At 65.0% G+C, this 20,846-nt stretch carries 23 protein-coding genes, 1 tRNA gene and 1 other RNA gene; 8 read left to right on the forward strand and 17 right to left on the reverse strand.

The genetic code is table 11. From position 1 onward, the window contains the following. Nucleotides 1–13 precede the first annotated feature (13 nt). The 6 genes from CFR72_RS02365 to CFR72_RS17440 form a co-directional block, all read right to left on the reverse strand. The gene (locus CFR72_RS02365; protein ID WP_110912462.1) at nucleotides 14–1,060 is read right to left on the reverse strand and encodes a flagellar motor protein MotA; all 1,047 of its coding nucleotides are present in this window, start codon (nucleotides 1,058–1,060) and stop codon (nucleotides 14–16) included. Nucleotides 1,061–1,074: 14 nt separating this feature from the next. Next, nucleotides 1,075–1,869, reverse strand: coding sequence for an OmpA family protein (locus CFR72_RS02370; protein ID WP_110912463.1), 795 nt, complete (start codon nucleotides 1,867–1,869; stop codon nucleotides 1,075–1,077). Nucleotides 1,870–1,988: 119 nt separating this feature from the next. Continuing rightward, a complete protein-coding gene (locus tag CFR72_RS02375; protein WP_110912464.1) occupies nucleotides 1,989–2,819 on the reverse strand; it encodes an inositol monophosphatase family protein in 831 nt (276 codons plus the stop codon). Nucleotides 2,820–2,930: 111 nt separating this feature from the next. Then, entirely contained in the window at nucleotides 2,931–3,497 is a 567-nt protein-coding gene (gene efp / locus CFR72_RS02380; RefSeq protein ID WP_110094863.1) for an elongation factor P, read from the reverse strand. A gap of 47 nt (nucleotides 3,498–3,544) precedes the next feature. Further along, nucleotides 3,545–4,636, reverse strand: coding sequence for a lysine-2,3-aminomutase-like protein (locus CFR72_RS02385; RefSeq protein WP_110912465.1), 1,092 nt, complete (start codon nucleotides 4,634–4,636; stop codon nucleotides 3,545–3,547). Nucleotides 4,637–4,645: 9 nt separating this feature from the next. Further along, nucleotides 4,646–4,849 (reverse strand): hypothetical protein, encoded by a 204-nt coding sequence (locus CFR72_RS17440; protein WP_167400279.1) that lies wholly within the window; start codon nucleotides 4,847–4,849, stop codon nucleotides 4,646–4,648. On the opposite strand from CFR72_RS17440, the gene epmA reads away from it, so the two are divergent. Then, a complete protein-coding gene (gene epmA / locus CFR72_RS02390; protein ID WP_110912466.1) occupies nucleotides 4,848–5,852 on the forward strand; it encodes an EF-P lysine aminoacylase EpmA in 1,005 nt (334 codons plus the stop codon). The genes CFR72_RS17440 and epmA overlap by 2 nt on opposite strands. Nucleotides 5,853–5,986: 134 nt before the next feature. Here epmA and thiE read toward each other — a convergent pair whose 3' ends face one another. Then, nucleotides 5,987–6,619 carry a thiamine phosphate synthase gene (gene thiE, locus CFR72_RS02395; RefSeq protein WP_110912467.1) on the reverse strand — a complete coding sequence of 211 codons (633 nt, stop codon included), beginning with the start codon at nucleotides 6,617–6,619 and terminating at the stop codon, nucleotides 5,987–5,989. Between the two features lie 60 nt (nucleotides 6,620–6,679). Next, nucleotides 6,680–7,126, reverse strand: a complete 447-nt coding sequence (locus CFR72_RS02400) for a hypothetical protein (RefSeq protein ID WP_233044483.1) — start codon at nucleotides 7,124–7,126, stop codon at nucleotides 6,680–6,682. A 63-nt stretch (nucleotides 7,127–7,189) separates the two neighbouring features. Between CFR72_RS02400 and CFR72_RS02405 the strand changes: the two genes are divergently transcribed. The 5 genes from CFR72_RS02405 (at nucleotide 7,190) to CFR72_RS02425 (ending at nucleotide 9,481) form a co-directional block, all read left to right on the forward strand. Then, a complete protein-coding gene (locus CFR72_RS02405; RefSeq protein WP_110912468.1) occupies nucleotides 7,190–7,522 on the forward strand; it encodes a hypothetical protein in 333 nt (110 codons plus the stop codon). A 2-nt stretch (nucleotides 7,523–7,524) separates the two neighbouring features. Continuing rightward, complete coding sequence (locus CFR72_RS02410; RefSeq protein WP_040511332.1) at nucleotides 7,525–7,866, forward strand: cell division protein ZapA; 342 nt, start codon at nucleotides 7,525–7,527, stop codon at nucleotides 7,864–7,866. Between the two features lie 9 nt (nucleotides 7,867–7,875). Beyond that, a non-coding RNA gene (gene ssrS / locus CFR72_RS02415) (6S RNA) lies at nucleotides 7,876–8,035 on the forward strand. 6 nt (nucleotides 8,036–8,041) lie between these two features. Continuing rightward, nucleotides 8,042–8,647 (forward strand): 5-formyltetrahydrofolate cyclo-ligase, encoded by a 606-nt coding sequence (locus CFR72_RS02420; protein ID WP_110912469.1) that lies wholly within the window; start codon nucleotides 8,042–8,044, stop codon nucleotides 8,645–8,647. A gap of 18 nt (nucleotides 8,648–8,665) precedes the next feature. Continuing rightward, nucleotides 8,666–9,481, forward strand: a complete 816-nt coding sequence (locus CFR72_RS02425; protein ID WP_110912470.1) for a TIGR00282 family metallophosphoesterase — start codon at nucleotides 8,666–8,668, stop codon at nucleotides 9,479–9,481. A 157-nt stretch (nucleotides 9,482–9,638) separates the two neighbouring features. Here the strand turns inward: CFR72_RS02425 and CFR72_RS02430 are convergent, their stop codons facing one another. From CFR72_RS02430 to CFR72_RS02455, 7 genes are all read right to left on the reverse strand, one after another. After that, entirely contained in the window at nucleotides 9,639–11,099 is a 1,461-nt protein-coding gene (locus CFR72_RS02430; RefSeq protein WP_244182135.1) for an AMP nucleosidase, read from the reverse strand. 201 nt (nucleotides 11,100–11,300) lie between these two features. Beyond that, entirely contained in the window at nucleotides 11,301–12,455 is a 1,155-nt protein-coding gene (locus tag CFR72_RS02435; protein ID WP_110912472.1) for an energy transducer TonB, read from the reverse strand. A gap of 158 nt (nucleotides 12,456–12,613) precedes the next feature. Continuing rightward, entirely contained in the window at nucleotides 12,614–13,405 is a 792-nt protein-coding gene (locus tag CFR72_RS02440; RefSeq protein WP_110912473.1) for an alpha/beta fold hydrolase, read from the reverse strand. Between the two features lie 21 nt (nucleotides 13,406–13,426). After that, nucleotides 13,427–14,449, reverse strand: a complete 1,023-nt coding sequence (locus CFR72_RS02445) for an NAD(P)H-quinone oxidoreductase (protein ID WP_208629946.1) — start codon at nucleotides 14,447–14,449, stop codon at nucleotides 13,427–13,429. A 172-nt stretch (nucleotides 14,450–14,621) separates the two neighbouring features. After that, a complete protein-coding gene (locus tag CFR72_RS17085; RefSeq protein WP_146220637.1) occupies nucleotides 14,622–14,825 on the reverse strand; it encodes a hypothetical protein in 204 nt (67 codons plus the stop codon). Between the two features lie 108 nt (nucleotides 14,826–14,933). Then, a complete protein-coding gene (glnA, locus tag CFR72_RS02450; RefSeq protein WP_110912474.1) occupies nucleotides 14,934–16,394 on the reverse strand; it encodes a type I glutamate--ammonia ligase in 1,461 nt (486 codons plus the stop codon). A 134-nt stretch (nucleotides 16,395–16,528) separates the two neighbouring features. Then, a complete protein-coding gene (locus CFR72_RS02455; RefSeq protein ID WP_110094874.1) occupies nucleotides 16,529–16,867 on the reverse strand; it encodes a P-II family nitrogen regulator in 339 nt (112 codons plus the stop codon). Between the two features lie 199 nt (nucleotides 16,868–17,066). Here CFR72_RS02455 and CFR72_RS02460 point away from each other — a divergent pair, with 199 nt between their 5' ends. Further along, nucleotides 17,067–18,242, forward strand: a complete 1,176-nt coding sequence (locus CFR72_RS02460; protein ID WP_110912475.1) for an aminotransferase — start codon at nucleotides 17,067–17,069, stop codon at nucleotides 18,240–18,242. Between the two features lie 86 nt (nucleotides 18,243–18,328). Continuing rightward, a tRNA-His gene (locus tag CFR72_RS02465) sits at nucleotides 18,329–18,404 on the forward strand. A 26-nt stretch (nucleotides 18,405–18,430) separates the two neighbouring features. Here CFR72_RS02465 and CFR72_RS02470 read toward each other — a convergent pair. Both CFR72_RS02470 and CFR72_RS02475 read right to left on the reverse strand, forming a co-directional pair. Continuing rightward, nucleotides 18,431–19,309, reverse strand: coding sequence for an NAD(P)H-binding protein (locus CFR72_RS02470; RefSeq protein ID WP_110912476.1), 879 nt, complete (start codon nucleotides 19,307–19,309; stop codon nucleotides 18,431–18,433). Nucleotides 19,310–19,322: 13 nt separating this feature from the next. Then, nucleotides 19,323–20,699: a hypothetical protein gene (locus CFR72_RS02475; protein ID WP_244182137.1), complete on the reverse strand. Its 1,377-nt coding sequence runs from the start codon at nucleotides 20,697–20,699 to the stop codon at nucleotides 19,323–19,325. Nucleotides 20,700–20,846 lie beyond the last annotated feature (147 nt).

Below are 20,846 nucleotides of genomic sequence, written 5' to 3' on the forward strand. Positions count from 1 at the left end.
AACTTTCTGTAGGTCAGGAGGCCGGACGTCCCGCACCCGGGGCGGCTGCGGCGATGGTACGGGCCAGAAGGCGCAGGTCGCCACGGATCTCGTTCGAGATCTGCGTGCGTCCCGCTTCGGAATCCTGCACCAGGCGGGCCAGCAGGGCCTCGATGTTCTGCAGGTGCTCGCTGCCGCGCGGGTCGGCCATATGCGCCAGGCGCTCGTTCAGCGCCGCAAGCAGGTGCTGCTCATGCGCGCGCTGTTCCTCGTTGCGCGACAGCAGGACCTGAAGCTTTTCAAGGTTTTCCGCCGTATGTTCCAGCAGCGCCTCGACATAGGCAGGGATGGTTGCCTCCTCGCCCGTGGCGGAGATGTTGCCCCCCGATATCCGCGTGATGCTGGCCATCCATTCCTCAAGCTCGTTGAAGAACCGGTTCTGCGCCTGTCCCGCCGTCAGGTCGAGGAAGCCCAGCACCAGCGCGCCCGCCAGGCCGAACATGGAGCCGGAGAACGCGGTGCCCATGCCATGCAGCGGCCCGGCCAGCCCGCTCTTGAGCTGGTCGAACATGGCCGTCATGTCGCCCGACCCCACGGTCATGCCGCCGATCACGTCCGCGATCGACCCCACCGTCAGCAGCAGTCCATAGAACGTGCCCAGCAGGCCGAGGAAGATCAGCAGTCCCGTCAGGTAGCGCGACAGTTCACGCCCTTCGTCCAGTCGCGATGACAGGCTGTCGAGCAGCGACTGCGCCACCGGGGCCGACAGCGTCAGGCGCGTGCCGCGTTCGCGCGTCGCCAGCATGGACGCCATGGGGGCCAGCAGGCGCGGCGGCGGCGGCGTGGTCAGCCCCTCACGCGGGTGGCGGATGGTATCGACCCAGCGCACCTCCGGGATCAGGCGCAGGACCATGGACACGTTCCATGCGATTCCCAGCGCCAGGATGCCTAGGATCAGGCCATCGAGATAGGGATTGTTGAAAAACGCCTGGTACAGCGTACTCCCCAGCATGGAGGCGACAATGCCCACAGCCAGAAGAAACAGGACGATTCGAAGGATGTAGGTCGTTGGTCGCGTCACGCAGGGCTGCTCTCTTACGAAGGAGAAGGACTCGACGCCACCACACCAGAGCGGGTCACGTCAATACAGTCCGGTGTTATTCCGATCTGATTTTCCGGCGGCAGTCCGATGGCGCGCACGTAAATGCGGGTCGATGCGACCCCGGCATGAATCAGAACGGAGCGCGCGGCCAGTCCCCGCGACAGCGCGATGCGGCGCGGGGTGGAGGCATCATCGCCATTTCCCTCGCCATAGGCTGCGATCATCACATGCTGGTCCGGCAGGCGCTGCATCACGCTGGCAAGTGTCTGCAACGCCGCGATCATGCGCGGATTCATGTCCGCGCTCTGTGCGCCGAAATACAGGCGCGTGCCGCCGGGAATGCGCGCCGCGCGTCCCTTGGCCGCCGGGTCGGGCTTGACCTCCGGCGGTGGGGGCGCGGGATGCAGGGGCACATGCACCTCCGGCGGGCGCAGGACGGGATTGGCCGGCGGGGTCGTGGCGACCTGCGGGATGGCGGCGGGGGGAATGGCGGTGGCCGGATTTGCCGTGGTGGATGGGGTGGTGGCGTGCGGCCCCATTTCATTGCTGCCCGCGACGGGACGTGCCGCCGGTTTTTCGGCCGGGCGCGCGGGCGGTGGCGCGCCAAGCGAATTGAGCGCGTCGGGATGGGTGATGACCTGCGCCTGCACCGTGGGAAGGCCCGCCGGTGCGGCAAGTCCCGCCACCAGGCCCAGCGTCAGTGCAAGGCCCGCGCGGGGCGTCGCCGCAGCGCGGGTGAAGGCGGGCGGTCGGGGGAGGGATGTCCCGCGTGGCGTGAACGGGGGCATGGGGGTCGGTTCATGTGACATGGTGACCGACACGCTAGACGAGGGGCAGGGCGCACTCAACATCCGCGTGCGCCTGTCGCACGCCCCACGCGCCCACCGCCCCGTGATGCCCGAAAGGATCAGGACCGCGCGACGAGGCTGTTCGCGACGAGTTCGCGCAGGATGGAATGCATGTGCGTGTTGCCCGCGACCGCATCCACCGAATCGGGGAAGTCGTTGAGGTCCACGCCGTTGGGATCGGTGGCGTAGCCCCCGGCCTCACGCACCAGCAGCACGCCGGCGGCGCAGTCCCACGGGCGGATGCCCAGTTCCCAGTATCCCTCGTACCGGCCCGCCGCCACCCATGCGAGGTCGAGTGCTGCCGCACCGAAGCGCCGCACGCCCGCGACCTGCGGCATCAGCGCGCCCAGCGTGCGGGCGAAGGACAGGCGGTTCTTGGCCGGGACCTTGGCAAACGGGATGCCCGTCGCGAACAGGGATTCGTCCATGTTGCGCCGTGCGGAAACACGCAGGCGGCGTTCGTTGAGGAACGCGCCAATGCCCTTTTCCGCCCAGAACATTTCGTTCGCGGCGGGGTTGTAGACAAGGCCCGCGACCATTTCGATCGTCCCGTCGGGCAGGCGGCGCTGCAGGCCGATGGAAATGGCCCAGTGCGGGATGCCGTGCAGGAAGTTGGTCGTGCCGTCCAGCGGATCGACAATCCAGCGCCATGTCCAGCCATCACCGCCTGCCGCGCCGCTTTCCTCCATCAGGAAGGCATAGCCGGGACGCGCGCGGCCAAGTTCCTCACGCAGGGTAGCTTCGGCGCGCAGGTCCGCCTGCGACACGAAATCGCCCGGTCCCTTGATGCTGACCTGAAGCTGTTCGACCTCATTGAAGTCACGCAGCAGCCGTCGCGCCGCTTTCTGCGCCGCATTCTGCATCACCGTCATATGAGGGGAAAGTCGCATTGCCACGGTGATCGGTCCTGTCTGGTTCGGCGGTGAATCGGAAATGGAAAGGGGATGGAAAAGGGCACGGCCGCCGCGAACGCCCGCATGGGCGTCGCGACATGTCGAAGGTCAGGACTTCGCCCGCTCGACGTAGCTGCTGTCCTCGGTGCGGACCACGATGCTCTCGCCCGCTTCGATGAAGGGGGGGACCATGGTCTTCACGCCGTTGGACAGGCGCGCGGGCTTGTACGACGAACTGGCCGTCTGGCCCTTGACGACGGGATCGGCCTCGACCACCTCGAGCGTCACCTGGCTGGGCAGTACCACGCCCACCGGGTCACCTTCGACGAGGTTGAGGACCAGCGTCATGTTGTCCTGCAGGAACGGCGCCTGGTCGCCAAGCAGGTCGAGCGGAAGCAGCAGCTGTTCGAACGTCTCGGGGTCCATCAGGACGATGTTGTCGCCGTCCATGTAGGAATAGGTGTATTCCTTTTCCTCGGTCATCAGGCGTTCGACGGTATCCGCCGTGCGCCAGCGTTCGTTCGTCTTGTTGCCGGTCTTGAGGTCGCGCATCTCCACCTGGATGAAGGCGCCGCCCTTGCCCGGAGTGATGATCTGCTGCTTCAGGACCGTCCAGCGACGGCCGTCATGCTCGATGACCTGTCCGGCACGGATCAGGTTCGCCTGCTGTTTCATTGGGGTCTCTGTCTGAACTTGTGGGAATGTCTTGCAAGGATGGGCTTCTACCTTCCCCGGCGCGGAAGGGCAAGGTTTGCGCGCTCACCTTCTTCCACGCGGTGCGGCCTGCCCTGCGGATCGCGGACCTGCGTGATGGCCCCGCCGGCCGCGTCAAGGTAGCCCGGACCGATCGGCACCTTGCCGTATCCGCCGGGGATGTCGAGCACATAGGTCGGCCATGCCAGACCCGTCACCCGCCCGCGCAGCGCGGCCAGCAGGCGCTGTCCCTCGGCAATGGGCACGCGAAAGCGTGACGTGCCGGGGGCGGGGTCAAGCTGGTGCAGGTAATATGGCTTGACCCGAGCGGCGACGAGTGCGCGCAGCAGGGCCTCGAGCGCATCAGGCGTGTCATTGACCCCGCGCAGCAGCACGGACTGCGCGATGACGGGGATGGCGCGGGCCTGCATGCGGCGGATGGAAGCGCGCGCGGCGGGTGTCAGTTCGCGGGCATGGTTGGCATGCACGACCACCCACAGGCTGCATGTGGTGTCCAGCGCCGCGACCATGTCCTCCGTCACGCGCTCCGGGTCGGCCACGGGTACGCGGGTGTGGATGCGGATGGTGTGGACGTGGGGCATCGCCTCCAGCGCGCGGATGATGTGGCCCATCCGCCGGGGCGAGAGCATCATCGGATCACCCCCGGACAGGATCACCTCCCCGATTGTCGGATGTGTGCGCAGCCAGTCGAGCGCACGTTCCAGCGCGGCCTCGTCCAGTACGCCGCCATCTGGGCCGATATGTTCGCGCCGGAAGCAGAACCGGCAGTAAAGCGGGCAGACCAGCAGCGGCTTGAGCAGCGCGCGGTCGGCATAGCGGTGGACGATGCCCGGCACGGGGGAGAGCGCGTCGTCGCCGATCGGGTCGGAGCGTTCCTCCGCCGTGATGCGCAGTTCCGCCGGGTCGGGGATGACCTGCAACCCGATCGGGTCGTCGGCATATTCGATCAGTTCGGCAAAGGCGGGGGGAATGGCGGTGGCGTATTCGTGCGCCACCTCCTCCAGCGCGGGTTGCGCGGCCTGTGACACCAGCCCTGCCTCCACCAGGTCGCGGACGGTGCGTAACGTGCGCGTAGGCGTGGGGCGTCGGGTGTCTGGCATGGTGGTGCCTCATAATACATTGATAAATATCATAAAAGTTTTTGGGTACCGGCTTTTTCCAAAAAGGCGGCGTTCTTCTGAAGCTTTTTTGGAAAAAGCTTCACCAAAAACTTCTTTACGATATCCGGGTTCGCAAAGGGGTTGACCGGCGGGGGGACTGCCGCGCTGTACTGCGCGCCGCTTTTTCCTGCAACCGGAGTTTTGTGCGCCCATGCCCGAATCTGGCGATCCCGACCGCATTGCCGAACGCCTTGCCCTGCTGCGTCGTCGTGGACTGGTGGTGCGCGGCGTGCGCGCGTTTTTCGAGGGACGTGGTTATCTGGAGGTCGAAACCCCCTATGCCGTGCCCACGCCGGGGGAGGAAGTGCACCTCAAGGTGTTCCGCACCGAGCGGCACCGCCCCGACGGATCAGTGCTGCCGCTGTTTTTGCACACCAGTCCCGAATTCGCGATGAAGCGCATCGTTGCCGCGACGCACCTGCCGGTGTTCCAGATGGCCCGGGTCTGGCGCAATGCGGAAGGCAGCCGCCTGCATGCGCATGAGTTCACGATGCTGGAATGGTACCGCCCGCATGCCAGCCTGTCGGACCTGATGGACGAGACGGAGGCCCTGCTGCGCGCCACCCTGCCGCCGGTGCTGCCGGGTGCGGCCACGCCGGTCGCGATCACACCTGCGTTCGAGCGCCTGACGATGGCGGAGGCATTCGCGCGGTATGCCGGGCTTGACCTGCTGGCGACGGGCGATGACGCGGCGGCCCTTGCGCATGCCGCCGGATGCACCCTGCGCGCGGGTGAAAGCTGGGAGGACCTGTTCTTCCGCCTGCTGATGGAACGGGTCGAGCCGCAGATCGGTCGCGCGCGCCCGACCTTCCTGACCCACTGGCCCGCCAGTCAGGCGGCCCTTGCGCGGCGGGACCCGGCGGACCCGCGTGTGGCGCTGCGCTTCGAGCTTTATGCCGACGGGATCGAACTGGCCAACGCGTTCGAGGAACTGACCGACCCGGTGGAGCAGGAGGCGCGTTTTCGTGCCGACCGTGCCCGGCGGGCCGAACTGTATGGCGATGACCCGCAGGCGACATGGCCGATGGACCGCGCGTTCCTTGATGCGGTGGGGAACATGCCACCCTGCGCCGGGATCGCGCTGGGGCTGGACCGGCTTGTGATGCTGGCGGCGGGGACGCGCAGGATCGAAGACGTGCTGTGGTTGCCCGGATAGGAACCACCCTCAGCGCCTGCCCGGGGAATGGGCAGCAGGCGAACGGAAGTTTTTGGTGAAGCTTTTTTCAAAAAGCTTCAAGGAACGTCGCCTTTCCGAAAAAAGCCGGCACCTGAAAACTTCAGGAATCCCGCTCACTCACCTGCTGCATCCATCGCGGCGTTCATCGCCCGCACGCCTGCGCCCGGTCCGTCGGGATGGGACCAGACCGCGCTGATGACCGCCAGGAAATCCGCCCCCGCCCGCACCAGTGGGGCGCAGTTTTCGGGCGTGATGCCGCCGATTGCGACAACCGGCAGTTCCATCATGGAACTCCACCATGTCAGCAGGTCGGTGCCCGCGCGCACGCTGGTGTCCTTCGACGGTGAGGGGAAGAACGCACCGAACGCGATGTAATCGGCCCCGCCTTCGCCCGCGCGCATCGCCATGTCACGGCTGTCATAGCATGAGACGCCCAACTGCAGGTCATCGCCAAGGATGCGGCGTGCCTCCTCCACCGCCATGTCCTCCATGCCGACATGCGCGCCGTCGCAGCCAGTGGCGCGGGCAAGGTCGGGACGGTCATTGAGGATGAAGGCCACGTCACGTTCATGCGCCACCGGGCGCAGCACGTCGATTGCCCGGCGGATCGTGTCGTCGGGCACGTCCTTCAGCCGTAGCTGCACCGCCGCCACCGGGCCGGCGTCCAGCGCACGGGCCAGCAGGGGGGCGAACTTCGGAGGGTCAAGCGACTCGGGCGTGACGAGGTAAAGCTGGCAATCGGTCATGGTGGTGCGATCATATGGCGCACATGCGCCATGGGGAACAGTCCCCTTTGCACGGTGGCTTCATGTGCCATGCGGGACGTGCCCGCCGGACGGGGTGTGGCGCAGGTAGGCACGCAGGCGCGCCGCCGCGTCCGGGCCGCCGATGGCGTGGGCATCCGGCCGCGCGCGCAGGCACTGCCCCCCCGTCACCCGCGCCAGTCCGGCAAGGGCTGCGTACTGCGTGCAGGCCGGATCGACGATCACCCCCGCCAGACCGGCGCGCAGTCCCTCCGCCGCGCGTCCCGCCGCGATGCCGCAGTCAAGGAACGCGGGCGCTGGCGCCTCCGCCGTCAGGGCACGCCACCACGCCACCCCCATGGAACATCCTGCATCCGGCGGCGATATCAGTGCGCAGGGCGGCATGCCCCCGTCCCCGTCCATGATGGCGCGCAGCAATGTGACCTCGTCATGCGTTGAAATGACGATGAAATGGAGAAGGTGCGCAAAATTGTCATGATTATCGATCATGCTTGACGTTCAGACGTCACCGGGCGATCTGTTGCAAGGGACCAGGGCAGGAAATTATGAAGGATGAACGTGTCCAATACTGACACAATGCAGGCGGGGCAGGAAGCATCCGTATCCACGCAGGACAGCACGCGCGACCCCGCGGACCGGCTGGAACAGGCGCTGACGCGTATCGCCTTTGCCATCGAATGCCGCGAACAGGGGACATGGCCGTCCCCTGACGCCATGCCATCGCCCACCACGGCATCGCCGACGGCGCAGGCCGCCGATCCTGGAATCGACCTCCAGGCACTTGCCGCGAATATCGACGCGCTGATCGCGCGCGTGCGCGACGCTCTTGCCGAAGTGGAGCCGACTGTCGTGATCGCGGAGATGAAGGGCGAAAAGGGCGAATGACAATGGGACAGGTCACAGTACGCATCAACGGCTATTCCTATAGCGTCGGGTGCGAGGAAGGGCAGGAGCAGCACCTTCAGGCCATGGCGCAGGAAGTGGAGCGGCGAATCGACCGCATCCGCGCGATTGGCGGCCATAGTGGCGAAGGACGGCTGCTTGCGCTCGCAGCCCTGCTGATGGCGGACGAGATCCATGACCTGACGGCGGAAAAGATGTCCGCCGACACCGCCCACCAGTTGGCGCAGGGGCGGCAGGCCAGGATCGAGAACGAACGCCGCCGCGACCAGCTTGAACATCTTGTCGAGCGTGCGGAAAACATTGCAGCCGCCCTCGAACATGACTAGATAGCAGGTGCGGGGCTGCCGGACGCGTCAGGCAAAATTCAACCCCTGGGCCGATAAGCACTTCCTAAGGGAGCTGGCACTGTCGTGATCGTGGTCACGTTACCTGGCGCCCACCTGCACCTGCAGGTCCGGGAGGGCTGATAAGACCAACGGTCATGGTGGCTCCGTAATTCTCATGACGAATCCTGTTGATACCGATTCCCCCGCGCTGGCGGCGGCCAAGGCCGAACTGCGGCGGCGCTGCCGCGCCCTGCGCGAGGAAGCCCCCCCCACCCCGGCGCAGGAGGCGGCGCTGCGTGCGGGCATCGCGGCGCGGGTGGGCATGGCCCCGCCCGGCAGCGCGATCGCACTGGTCTGGCCATTGCCCGGTGAAATCGACCTCCGCCCGCTGTTCGGGCCGCTGCACCGGCAGGGCTATCGCGTATTGCTGCCCTTTACCCCGCCACGGGGGCAGCCGCTTTCCTTTCATCACTGGCATCCCGATGTGACGATGTGCAACGGGCGGTTCGCGACATGGCATCCCGACGGGCATGCCTATGTCCCCGACATGGTGTTCGTGCCGCTGCTGGCCTTTGACAGGCAGGGGGGGCGGCTGGGATATGGGGGGGGATATTACGATCGCACGCTGGCGCGCCTGCCCCATGCGGTTGCTATCGGCTATGGTCTTGCCACGCAGGAGGTCGCGCACATTCCCATGGGCGTGCATGATGCAAGGCTGTCGGGCATTGTCACGGACCATGGATGGATCGGCAGTCACGGGGACGGACCGGTGCGGGCGTAAACAGGAAGGTCGGGTTTTTTGAGGATACTGTTTCTGGGCGACATTGTCGGCCGCGTCGGGCGGGAGGCGGTGATCAGCCGCCTGCCGGGATTGCGCAACCAACTGTCGCTGGACCTCGTGGTGGTCAACGGCGAAAATGCCAGCCACGGGTTCGGCCTGTCGCCCGCCATCGCGCGTGACCTGTTCGAGGCCGGGGCCGATGTCATCACGCTGGGCAACCATAGCTGGGACCGGCGCGACATGATCGGCCATATCGACGCCGAGCCACGGATCATCCGTCCCGCCAACTACCCCCCCGGCACGCCGGGGCAGGGCAGCGTGGTCGTCGAACTGGTGAACGGGCACAGGGCGCTGGTCGTCAGTGTTATGGGGCGGCAGTTCATGGATGCGATGGACGATCCGTTCCGCGCGGTGTCGGACATCCTCTCGCGCCATCGCCTTGGCGTCACGGTGCAGGCCATCGTCGTCGATGTCCATGCCGAGGCGACGAGCGAGAAATGGGCCATGGGCCATGTGTGCGACGGGCGCGTGTCGCTGGTGATCGGCACCCATACCCACACGCCCACCGCCGACCATCGCATCTTCCCCAAGGGGACGGCGTTCCAGACCGATGCGGGCATGTGTGGCGATTATGACAGTGTCATCGGCATGGGCAAGGATGCCGCCATCGCGCGTTTCGTGCGCAAGATGCCCGGCGATCGCCTGCAACCGGCGGATGGGGAGGCCAGCATCGCGGGCATGATGGTCGAAACCGACGACGCCACCGGCCTTGCCCGGCGGATGGCCCCGGTGCGGCTGGGTGGGCATCTGGCGCAGACGCTGCCGGATTTCTGAAAAGACATTCCAGCAAGGATATGAAAATAAATAAAAGTTTTTGGGTGCCGGCTTTTTTCAAAAAGGCGGCGTTCCTTGAAGCTTTTTGGGAAAAAGCTTCACCAGAAACTTTTATCTCCTGATCGGATGGCGTCTGACGGCACGCGGGCGGCTGCCATCAACGGAAGGCCGGTTCGTCAAAGCCACGCAGCTTGCGCGAATGCAGGCGGTCCACGCCCTGCGCGCGTAACTGCCGCATGGTCTCGATCCCCACAATCAGGTGCTGGCGCACGCGTTCGCGATAGAAGGCGTTGGCCATGCCGCGCAGCTTCACCTCCCCATGCAGTGGCTTGTCCGAGACGCACAGAAGCGTGCCGTAGGGAACGCGGAACCGGAACCCGTTGGCCGCGATGGTGGCCGATTCCATGTCCACCGCGATGGCGCGCGTCATGTTGATGCGCGTGAACAGCGCCTCCAGCCGGAGTTCCCAGTTGCGGTTGTCCGTGGTCATGACCGTGCCGGTGCGCAGCCGGGTCTTGAGTTCCGCGTCATGCAGGCCCGTTACCCGTTCGGCCACATCCTGCAACGCCATCTGCACTTCCGCGATGGGGGGGACGGGCACCCATGGCGGCAGGTCCTCGTCCAGTACGTTGTCGTCACGCAGGTAGCCATGGGCCAGCACGTAATCGCCCAGCCGCTGCGTCCGGCGCAGCCCCGCGCAGTGCCCGACCATCAGCCAGCAATGCGGGCGCAGCACGGCCAGATGGTCGGTGATCGTCTTCGCATTGGCCGGGCCGACCCCGATATTGACCAGCGTGATGCCATCGCCATCGGGACGGCACAGGTGATAGGCCGGCATCTGCGGCAGGCTGCCCGCGCTGCCGGGGGTATCGGGCGTGTCGCCCCGATGGTGGATGATGCCGCCGGGTTCGACGAAGGCGTCATATTCCCCGCCGGAATCGACCTGGCGGTGGCCATATTCGCGAAAGGCATCGACGTAGCGCTGGTAATTGGTCAGCAGGATGAAACGCTGGAAATGTCGCGGCGCGGTGCCGGTGTAATGATGCAGCCGGGCAAGGGAGTAATCGGTGCGTTCGGCGGTGAACAGCGCCAGCGGACGCGGTGTGCCCGGACGTGGGATCTGTTCGCAGTTGGCGATCGAATCGTCGGTCATCCACAAATCGGGCAGCGCGAAATGCTGCTGCAGCCATGCCATGTCCCCTTCGCTGAGCGAGGTTACGGCGTCTTCCATCACATAGGACAGGGGAATGGGCCTGCGTGAACGCCCGACCAGCACCGGCTGTCCGTAATGGCGCAGCAGGATGCCGATCTGTTCGCGCCAGTAGGTATGATACAGTTCCGGGTGCGTCAGTGTCGTGCCGTAGAACCCCGGTTCAAGCACGATGTCGAATGGCGGCCGTGGCACGTCGCGCGCCAAGCCGCCTTCCTGCGCAAAGGCGAGGTAGGGATATACCCCGCGTGCCAGTCCGCTGGTGTCGCGCGTGGCAAAGGCGTCGCGCAGCAGGCGTGCTGCCGTGTCATACAGTTCGGTAATCCGTGCGACCGCGGCTTCCGCATTGTCGAAGGCTTCGAAATCGGTCCCGACTTCGTCCAGCAGGCGCATCGTCGTGGGCGTCATGGCGGCTTTTTCCCTTCCATCTTGTGGAAACTATGAAGAGGACGGGAAAAACAATCAACTAACGCACCGGCATGGTGCCCGCAGGGGAACATGCCGGGTGGGAACTGATAAAAGTTCTTGGGTGCCGTCTTTCGAAGCTTTTTGGAAAAAGCTTCACCAAAAACTTTTATCTTTATGAAAGTATTGTTTTAAAACAGTATTTTAGTGACGGATCAGGATGTAATTGATCGTCAGGTCGATATCGAAATGGTCCCCCGACATGTCGGGCGGCACGGGCGGCAGTTGCGCATTGCGGAACATCCCCGTCGTCGCGGCGTCGAGGTAGTACGAACCCGACTGCCCCGTCAGGCGCACCTTCGCCACCTGCCCGTTGCGGTCCAGCACGACATGCACCGACGATGGCCCTTCCTCGCCCGCGCGGGCGGCTTCTTCGGGGTAGTACATGTGGCTGCGGATCCACTGGTCCAGTTCGGAGGCGTAATCGTCGCTCACGCCATGGATCTGCGTATTGGTGGAATAGGGGGCGTTGATCTTCCCGTTGCTGACCAGTGGGCCGACGGACAGGTCGATGGGCGATCCAGAACCACCCGCGCGGCCATGCCTGCTGCGATGTGGCAGCGGCGACGGCGCGAATGACAGGTCCATGGGCGAATGCAGCGACGAATGCGACCTGCTGGAAGACTGATGGCGTGGCTGCTGGGCGGGATGGGTCGAATGACCGGGGCTCTGCATGCCGGGATTGAACTGCTGCTGATCCTGCGACTGCGGCACCGACAGGTCGGAAGGCGCCTGCGTCAGCGGGGGAGAGGACGGGGTCTCCGGCGTCGGGATATTGGGCGCGGGGGAGGAATCCTCGCTCTGTTCCTTGGGCGCGGTGGCGCTTTCGGACGTGCTGTGCTCGCTTTCCTTGCGCGGGGCGTCCGCGCCACCGGCCATGTCGGGCGAGGACTGCCCCTGCATCCCGCTGGAAGAAGGGGGGGAGAACACCATCTCCACCTGCGGGGATTCAGAGGAGGAGGACGGATCGCCGTGCGGGTTGTGGTGGGCGGAACTGATGATGATCGCGCTGAGCAGGGCCGTGTGCAGCAGGATGGAGATGCTGGCGGCCTTGCCCGCGCCCGGTTCCTCAAGCGTATCGGGGCGGATCAGGCCGGACGTGACAGGCCGCAGCGCGCGATAGCCGGGGGGACGCGGGACGATTTCGCGCGATTCCAGCCGTTCGTTCTCACGTGTGTCGGGCTGGGACGGCGCGGCAGGCGGCGGGGCGGCAGGACGGTCCGATCCGTCCCCGCGCGGGATCAGTACTGGTTCCACGGCATGGCGGTACCGGGAAGAAGGACTGAGTGTCACCGTCATGAAAGGGCGCGTTTCTCCGCCTTGGTGGATGGCTGCAATCGCAACGGCAGGGTGCCGTCACTATCGTGCCATCACCTGCCCCAGCTTGCCAGCATAACTGCGGGGACAGGTCACGATGTCAAGAGCGATGCCGCACATGTCCCGCCATTGTGGGTGTTTCAGTAGGTTTCGACGAAGTTTTCGAGCAGTTCGGCAAAGCGTTCCGGATTTTCGACATGCAGCCAGTGCCCGGCCTTTTCGATCAGTTCCAGCCGGTAATTGGGGAACAGCCGGCGCATCGTCATGTAATGTTCGGGGCGGATATAGGGCGAGTTCTCCCCCGCGAGGAACAGCGTCGGCCCCGGATAGCTGTAGCCTTCGGGGATATAGGGCCAGCTTTCGACATTGGGCATCGACTCCACGATTTCACGCAGCCCGATGCACCAGCCCGGATTTTCCCCCACGCGGATGTTCTGCAGCATCAGCGCGCGGACATCGGCATTGGGGATGTAATGCTGCAGCAGCATGTCCGCGCCCGCACGGTTCAGGTAAGGCGGGAAGGAGACATGCAGCATCTGTTCGCCCAGCCCGAACTGCCCATGGCCGGTGCGCGCGGGCGGGATGTCGGCGACAAGCAGGCTGTGGACCATGCCCGGTCGCATCAGCGCCAGCGTCATCGCCACCTTGCCCCCCATCGAATGTCCCACCAGCGTCGCAGGCAGCGCGTTGTGATGGGCCAGCGTGTCCAGCAGGTCGGCCGACATCGTGTTGTAATCCATCAGCCCGTGCGGGCTTGCGCCATGGTTGCGCAGGTCGATGGCCAGCGTCCGGCGCGTGCGTGCCAGCCTGCGCTGGAAAAAGCCAAGGTTGCGGGCCCGCCCGAACAGCCCGTGCAGCAGGACGACCGGCGGCCGCCCCGCATCCTGTCCCGATGCTTCCTCCGGACCGCGTTCAATCACATTCAGTAGCACCGAGATTACCTTGTCCCTGGTTCAAGCCGTCTGGAGGTTCAGGATGATCTTTCCACTATGCGCTCCATTTTCCATCAGCTTATGGGCATCGACGACCTGCGCAAAGGGGAAGGTGGCGTGGATCAGCGGACGGACGGTCTTTTTTTCCAGTAGCGGCCAGACCTGCTGGTGCAGTTGTCGTGCGATTTCCGCCTTGTAGGCATTGCTGCGCGGGCGCAGCGTCGTGCCCGTCACCACAAGGCGCCGCGTCATGATGCGCGCCAGGCCGATATTTTCCGCCCGCGCGCCCCCCTGCAGCGCGATGATCACCAGACGCCCGTCGGGGGCAAGGCAGCGCAGGTTGCGTTCAAGATAGGCACCGCCGATCATGTCGAGGATGATGTCCACCCCGCGCCCGTCCGTCAGTTCGGCGATGCGGGCGACGAAATCCTCCTCATGGTAATTGATGGCGGCCTCCGCCCCGATGGTCGTGCACAGTTCGCACTTTTCGGCCGTGCCCGCGGTGACATAGGGAATGCCCCCCATCTGGCGGACAAGCTGTATGGCCACGGTGCCGATGCCGCTGCTGCCGCCATGGACCAGCACCCGATCCCCCGCGCGCAGGTGGGCGGTCATGAACAGGTTGGACCAGACGGTGAAGAACGTCTCCGGCAGGGCGGCGGCGTGGATGGCGTCGAATCCTGCGGGCCACGGCAGGCACTGACCCGCCGGTACCACGCAGTACTGCGCATATCCGCCCCAGTTGGACAGGGCGCAGATGCGCGCGCCAATGGCGGGGAAGGCGTCATCGGCAATGCCTGGGCCACGGGCGACGACTTCGCCCGCGATCTCCAGCCCCAGAAGCGGGCTTGCCCCCGGCGGCGGCGGATACAGTCCTTTGCGTTGCATGATGTCGGGGCGGTTGACGCCTGCCGCCATGACACGCACCAGCACTTCGCCCTCGGCAGGCGTGGGGAGGGGCACCTCGCTGATCGTCATGACATCGGGGGGGCCGGGTTCGGCAGTGGTGACGGCCTGCATCATGACCGGAAGGGTGGGGTTCATGATCGTCCTTTCGTCCGTATCGCACGCATGACAGGAAAAGCAGCCCGGTGGCAGGCCCGCCCGTTACGGGCATGTGTGGCGCGCGCCTCGGGGGAAGCGCGCATGGGAAGGCCATCGGGGAAATATCCGCAACGGATATCCTCACCGGGGGATAGCATATCGTGCGTCGGTATCATGCCCCGATCACGTCCCGGCCCGATGACATGTCCGCGTGCGGTGCGTAACGCCGGAGGCGCAGGGTGGGTTCTGGTGTGTCGCTCAGGGCTCCGCCCTGAAACCCGCCAAAGGGCATTGCCCTTTGGAAACCATGACTTTTCCCGGCAAAACACTGAAAATAATAAAAGTTTTTGGTGAAGCTTTTTTCAAAAAGCTTCAAAGCCACCGGCGTCCCGGATCAAAGTGACACGCATGAAAAAAGGCGCCGGGATCGTGTGATCCCGACGCCTTTTGCGTCACGCCGCAACAGGTGCGTCGTAACCGGTCCTCAGACCGAGTAGTACATCTCGAACTCGGCCGGGTGCGGGGTGTGTTCGAACTTGAACACTTCTTCCCACTTGATCGCGCAGTAGCTTTCGATCTGGTCCTTGGTGAACACGTCACCGGCGAGCAGGAACTCGTGATCTTCTTCCAGCGCCTTGAGCGCGTCACGCAGGGAGCCTGCGACGGTCGGGATCTGCTTCAGTTCCTCGGGCGGGAGGTCATACAGGTCCTTGTCCATCGCTTCGCCCGGATGGATCTTGTTCTTGATGCCATCAATGCCCGCCATCAGCATGGCCGCGAATGCGAGGTAGGGGTTCGCGGTCGGGTCGGGGAAGCGGACCTCGACGCGCTTGGCCTTCGGGCTTGTCGCATACGGGATGCGGCACGAGGCCGAGCGGTTGCGCGCGGAATAGGCCAGCAGCACCGGCGCTTCGAACCCGGGGATCAGGCGCTTGTAGGAGTTGGTGGACGGGTTGGTGAACGCGTTGAGCGCCTTGGCGTGCTTGATGATGCCGCCGATGTAGTACAGCGCCTCGTCCGACAGGTCGGCATAGCCGTTGCCGGCGAAGGTCGGCTTGCCCGCCTTCCAGATCGACTGGTGGACATGCATGCCCGAACCGTTGTCGCCATAGATCGGCTTGGGCATGAACGTCGCCGTCTTGCCATAGGAATGGGCGACGTTGTGCACGCAGTACTTGTAGATCTGCATGAAGTCGGCCGATTCCACCAGCGTCGCGAACTTGGTGCCCAGCTCATGCTGCGACTGCGCGACTTCGTGGTGGTGCTTTTCGATCGGCAGGCCCATCTCGCCCATCGTGGTCAGCATTTCGGCGCGCAGGTCGCCTTCGCTGTCCACCGGGGCAACCGGGAAATACCCGCCCTTGACGCCCGGGCGATGGCCCATGTTGCCTTCGGGATAGTCCTTGAGCGACGCGCCGGGGCCTTCGATGCTTTCAAGCTCGTACTTGCCGTAGTTCGGGCCGGTGCCGAAGCGCACGCTGTCAAAGATGAAGAATTCGGCTTCGGGGCCGAAGAATGCCGTATCGCCCAGGCCGGTGGACTTCAGGTACTGTTCCGCCAGCTTCGCCGTCGCACGCGGGTCACGGTTATAGAACTGCCCCGTGGAGGGTTCGACGATGTCGCAGATCAGGATCAGCTGCGGCTTGGCCGAGAACGGGTCCATGACCGCCGTCGTCGGGTCCGGCAGCAGGATCATGTCGCTTTCGTTGATGGCCTTCCATCCCGCGATGGACGAACCGTCGAACATGAAGCCCTCGTGGAAGGTGTCTTCCTCGATGGTGGTGACATACTGCGTGGTGTGATGCCACTTGCCGCGCGGGTCGGTGAAACGCAGGTCCACCATCTCGACAGCGTTTTCCTTGATCAGGCTGAAGACCTTGGCGACTGCTTCAGCCGAAACGCCGGAGGTCGGGGAAGAAGGGGTACCCGATGCTTTTTTTGGCATTGTTCTCTACCTGCCTGTGGTGAACGGTTCCGCAGCAAATGACGCGGAGACCGAAACGGTTACGAAAAAGGAATGCCCGTGTCGAGGGGGCCGTGCCGGTGCGCGCGGACGTGCGGGCACGGACATGTCACATGTCAGACGGCATCCTCGCCATGTTCGCCGGTACGGATACGGATCACGTCCTCGATGGGGGAGACGAAAATCTTGCCATCGCCGATGCGGCCCGTGCGCGCGGCGCTGATGATGGCGTCGATCGCCCGGTCCGCCAGATCGTCCGAGCATACGATTTCCAGCTTCACCTTCGGAAGGAAATCGACGATGTATTCGGCGCCACGATACAGTTCGGTATGACCTTTCTGCCGGCCGAATCCCTTGGCTTCGGTCACGGTGATGCCCATCAGGCCGATTTCATGAAGGGCTTCCTTCACCTCGTCGAGCTTGAAGGGCTTGATGATGGCCTCGATCTTTTTCATGCCGCGTCGTCAATCTCCAGTCTTGCGGACCGGCGGCATTCCGGTACCAGATCGTTTCCTGCGGGAACGGACGCAGATGCCGTACCAGGTTCTTTTCGCCTACAGGTTTGCACGGGTTGGGGTTTCAGGCAATCGGATGGTATTGCAAAAATCGCAACCTTGGCGTCAGTCATTGCCGCTTATGGACAGGATGGCAGGTATGAAACCCGCAAATGCGATGCTGTCGGCGCTGCCGACGACTATTTTCTCCGTCATGTCGGCACTGGCGCTGGAACATGACGCCGTGAACCTGGGGCAGGGGTTCCCCGATACCGAAGGCCCGGCGGACCTGATCGACGTGGCCGCCGCCGCCCTGCGCGATGGCCGCAACCAGTATCCGCCGCTTGCGGGTCTGCCGGAACTGCGCGCGGCGGTGGCGTCGGCCAACCTGCGTTTCTGCGGGATCGAGGTCGATCCCGCGACCGAGGTCGTGGTGACCTGCGGCGCGACGGAGGCGATTACCGCGTCATTGATGGCGCTGGTCAATCCGGGGGACGAGGTGGTCGTCTTCGAACCGCTTTATGACACCTACCTGCCGGTGCTGCGGATGCTGGGTGCGGTGGCGCGCCCGGTGCGCCTTTTGCCGCCGGACTGGTCCCTGCCGCGCGAGGCGCTGGAGGCGGCGGTCGGCCCGCGGACGAAGGCGATCCTGCTCAACACCCCCATGAACCCGACGGGGAAGGTCTTCACCCGCGCGGAACTGGAATTCATCGCCGGCCTGATGGCGCGCCACGATGTCTATGCCGTGTGTGACGAGGTGTATGAACACCTGACCTTCGCCCCGGTGCGCCATGTCGCGCTGATGTCCCTGCCGGGGATGAAGGCGCGCACCATCCGCATCGGCAGCGCGGGCAAGAGCTTTTCCATGACGGGATGGAAGGTCGGATACGTCACCGCGCCCGCGCCGCTTGCGGCCCTGGTGGCGAAGGCGCACCAGTTGCTGACCTTCACCGTTGCGCCGAACCTGCAGCGCGCGGTGGCCGTAGGGCTGGAAAAGGACGGGGCGTATTTCCTCCAGCTATCCGAAAGCATGCGCCAGTCGCGCGATATCCTGACGCAGGGCCTGCGGGAGGCCGGATTCGATGTCCTGCCCTGCGATGGCAGCTATTTCGTCATCGCCGATTTCGCCCCGCTGGGCTTTGGCGGCGATGATGTCGCCTTCTGCCGGGCGATGACCAGCACGCTGGGCGTCACCGGCATTCCGGTTTCCGCCTTCTATGACCCCAATGGCGCACCGGGGCCGCGCACGCTGGTGCGCTTTGCATTCTGCAAGCGGCCCGAAGTCATTGCCGAGGCGGTGCGGCGCCTGCGCCGGGCAGGAGAACTGCGGGGATGACGCGGTGGTGTCCGCCGAAACGCAACATGGCGTAAAAAGGGTTATTGACGCGCCGCAGAAGAGCCTCTAAATCACCCCTCGTTGCGGCGGATGTAGCTCAGTTGGTAGAGCGCCAGGTTGTGGTCTTGGATGTCGCGGGTTCGAGCCCCGTCATTCGCCCCATCATTTCCCTTTGAAAAACTGTTCGGTTATTGCGACGCGCCAAGAAACTGGCGCAGTCCCTCGTCGGGCGTGCGTGGCGTAAAGCCGAGCGCCGCGCGCATGGGGGTGATGTCGAACGCCTTGTCCTCGGTCAGGCGGCGGATCTCCGCCGGGGTGACGCGGGGCAGGCCCGGCAGGCGCGATGTCACGCGGCACAGTCCCATCAGCACGGATGCCGGGACATCAAGGACCGGACGCCGCCGCAGGCCCGCATGGCGCGCCACCAGCGCGACCAGTTCGTGATAGGCGACGGCCTGTCCCCCCGCGATCACCAGCGCATGTCCGCCCTGCCACTCACGCCCCAGCGCCGCCATGATGGCGCTGGTCACGTCGTCCTGGAAAATGGGCTGCACCAGCGCCCGCCCGCCCGAAGGCAGCGGCAGGACCGGCAGCCGCCGGATCAGGCCGAGCAGGCGCCGGATGTTGTTTTCCCCCTGCGCGCCATAGATCATCGTCGGATGCAGCATCACCCCGTCGCGGCCGGAGGACAGCAGCGCCTGCTGTCCCTGCGCCACGCCCATGCCATGGGCGTCGGGCCAGCGCGTGAACATGCGCGTGCTGCCCAGGCAGACCAGCGACGCGGCAGGCGGGGCGGCGGCCACGATGGCCCCGACATGGCGTGCATGCGCGGTGGAGACGATACGTCGCGCATCCTGCAGCGCAGATGCCACGGCGGATGGTGGATCGGTGAGGTCGAGGCGCCGCGCCACCCCCGGCAGGCCCGTCGCCCGCCATCGTGCGACATCGCGCACCAGCGGCACATACGGGACCCCCGCCCGCAGTAGCGCCGCGCACAGGGCGCGTCCCGACCGGCCCGATGCCCCGATCACATGGACCGGGGCGTGCGGGACGGGGGGCGGGCGCATCGGACGGCGGCCCTTATGGGGTGGAAATCGTCAGGCCCAGCGGGGCGGCGATGGACGGGTCGCTTGCCATCGACATGGCAATGCCGATCATCATCAGGTTCACCGGCTTCATCGGCCGCAGCGCAAGCTGCAGCGGATGGTCGGCAGGCGATTGCAGGAACCGGCCCAGTGCGCGCATGGAGGCGTCGTCGGACGCGGCCAGTCCCGACAGCAGCGCCTGGCGGTATTCATCCACCGGCGTGTTGCGACTACGCGCGAGGCTTTCGATCACATGCCCGGCCAGTGACCTGTCATCCCACGTGATGGCGGCAGAGACGACGCGCGCCGTTTCCGGGATGACGGTCATGTCGTCAAAGGGAATCTGGTCCAGTTCCGCGATCACCGTCAGGTTGCCCATGTCGGGCGCCTCCACCGTCAGGGGTTCCAGCCGCATGTGCCCCGCCGTGCGGTCGCCCGCGCTGACCGCATGGACGTTGCCCATGAAATGGTCATAGCCGAACGCATTGAGCAGCGACGGACTGTCGGTGCCCGTGGACCAGACCGCAAGGTTGGTCAGGCGGGTGTCCATCTTGTCCTCCACCTCGGTCGAGGTGCGTGAGGAGACAAGCCTGTCCACCTGCAGAAGCGGGTGCGAACTGTCGATCGCCCCCTTCTTCAGCTCCAGCTTGTAGGGATGGGTTTCATGGATCAGGTGTCCCGACTGCGTCAGGCTTGCGACCTGTCCGGCGAAATCCGGCCCGTCAAGCTGCATGTGGTCCACCGTGATGCGGCGGGTGGGGGTCAGGTTGATCTGTGTCGCAAGGTGATCGAGGTCGAGGTGGGAGGACTGGCCCAGCCCGTAATCGCTGACCCGCATGTGCGCGACCGTCATGTCCGTCTGGGTCGCGGGGGCGGCGATGTGCAGGTTGGTGAAGTCACCTTCGCCCAGCACCAGCGAATCGAAGCCCAGGGACTGCGGCGCATTGCCCGCGGGCCGCGCGCTGTTGGGCAGCGTCAGGTCCGACAGGTCCACCTCGTCAAGGGAGAAGGTGTTGCCCCAGGCCATGACCTGCACCTTCTGCAGGACGATGCTGCCGATCTTTTCCCCCTGGACATTGTTCCCCTTCATGCCGCCCAGCTTCACGTTCGCGGCGGTCAGCGTCATGGCCGGGTTATGGTAGGTCACGGCGGTAAAGCGGGCGCCACGCGCCAGTGTGCGGGGTTTCGCCGTGGCGTAGCTGAAGCTGGCGTCCGGCCCGATGGCGGCGCGGAAGTCCGCTATGCCGGCCTCCAGCCTGCGCTGGGCGAAGTGATGGAGGCCCCAGCCGCCCACCACAAGGACAAGTGCGACCATCGGTAAGGCGGGAAATATTTTCTTCACGAGCGCGGTGTCCACAGTGATCTCTTGCATGTCAGCTATATCATTCACAGGGGGCGGGGCAATCTTCTGGTGGCAAATATTGTGGTATCATATTACCACAAGGCGATTTTCTGCGGGAAAGTGCGGAAAATTGGCAATGTCCTCTTGACGTTTGCGTCGTGTCCGAGGATAACGCGC

The sequence above is a fragment of the Gluconacetobacter entanii genome (assembly GCF_003206495.1).
Taxonomy (GTDB): domain Bacteria; phylum Pseudomonadota; class Alphaproteobacteria; order Acetobacterales; family Acetobacteraceae; genus Novacetimonas; species Novacetimonas entanii.

What these genes read in the sequence shown, in the direction of transcription:
- thiE (WP_110912467.1), bottom strand. Translation starts at nt 6,619, where the DNA reads ATGACCGATTGCCAGCTTTACCTCGTCACGCCCGAGTCGCTTGACCCT.
- epmA (WP_110912466.1), top strand. Translation starts at nt 4,848, where the DNA reads ATGCCCGAATCTGGCGATCCCGACCGCATTGCCGAACGCCTTGCCCTG.
- CFR72_RS02470 (WP_110912476.1), bottom strand. Translation starts at nt 19,309, where the DNA reads ATGCGCCCGCCCCCCGTCCCGCACGCCCCGGTCCATGTGATCGGGGCA.
- CFR72_RS02400 (WP_233044483.1), bottom strand. Translation starts at nt 7,126, where the DNA reads ATGATCGATAATCATGACAATTTTGCGCACCTTCTCCATTTCATCGTC.
- CFR72_RS02375 (WP_110912464.1), bottom strand. Translation starts at nt 2,819, where the DNA reads ATGCGACTTTCCCCTCATATGACGGTGATGCAGAATGCGGCGCAGAAA.
- CFR72_RS02385 (WP_110912465.1), bottom strand. Translation starts at nt 4,636, where the DNA reads ATGCCAGACACCCGACGCCCCACGCCTACGCGCACGTTACGCACCGTC.
- CFR72_RS02405 (WP_110912468.1), top strand. Translation starts at nt 7,190, where the DNA reads ATGAACGTGTCCAATACTGACACAATGCAGGCGGGGCAGGAAGCATCC.
- CFR72_RS02410 (WP_040511332.1), top strand. Translation starts at nt 7,525, where the DNA reads ATGGGACAGGTCACAGTACGCATCAACGGCTATTCCTATAGCGTCGGG.
- glnA (WP_110912474.1), bottom strand. Translation starts at nt 16,394, where the DNA reads ATGCCAAAAAAAGCATCGGGTACCCCTTCTTCCCCGACCTCCGGCGTT.
- CFR72_RS17440 (WP_167400279.1), bottom strand. Translation starts at nt 4,849, where the DNA reads ATGGGCGCACAAAACTCCGGTTGCAGGAAAAAGCGGCGCGCAGTACAG.
- CFR72_RS02435 (WP_110912472.1), bottom strand. Translation starts at nt 12,455, where the DNA reads ATGACGGTGACACTCAGTCCTTCTTCCCGGTACCGCCATGCCGTGGAA.
- CFR72_RS02475 (WP_244182137.1), bottom strand. Translation starts at nt 20,699, where the DNA reads ATGCAAGAGATCACTGTGGACACCGCGCTCGTGAAGAAAATATTTCCC.
- CFR72_RS02455 (WP_110094874.1), bottom strand. Translation starts at nt 16,867, where the DNA reads ATGAAAAAGATCGAGGCCATCATCAAGCCCTTCAAGCTCGACGAGGTG.
- CFR72_RS02460 (WP_110912475.1), top strand. Translation starts at nt 17,067, where the DNA reads ATGAAACCCGCAAATGCGATGCTGTCGGCGCTGCCGACGACTATTTTC.
- CFR72_RS02445 (WP_208629946.1), bottom strand. Translation starts at nt 14,449, where the DNA reads ATGAACCCCACCCTTCCGGTCATGATGCAGGCCGTCACCACTGCCGAA.
- CFR72_RS02420 (WP_110912469.1), top strand. Translation starts at nt 8,042, where the DNA reads ATGACGAATCCTGTTGATACCGATTCCCCCGCGCTGGCGGCGGCCAAG.
- CFR72_RS02370 (WP_110912463.1), bottom strand. Translation starts at nt 1,869, where the DNA reads ATGCCCCCGTTCACGCCACGCGGGACATCCCTCCCCCGACCGCCCGCC.
- CFR72_RS02430 (WP_244182135.1), bottom strand. Translation starts at nt 11,099, where the DNA reads ATGACGCCCACGACGATGCGCCTGCTGGACGAAGTCGGGACCGATTTC.
- efp (WP_110094863.1), bottom strand. Translation starts at nt 3,497, where the DNA reads ATGAAACAGCAGGCGAACCTGATCCGTGCCGGACAGGTCATCGAGCAT.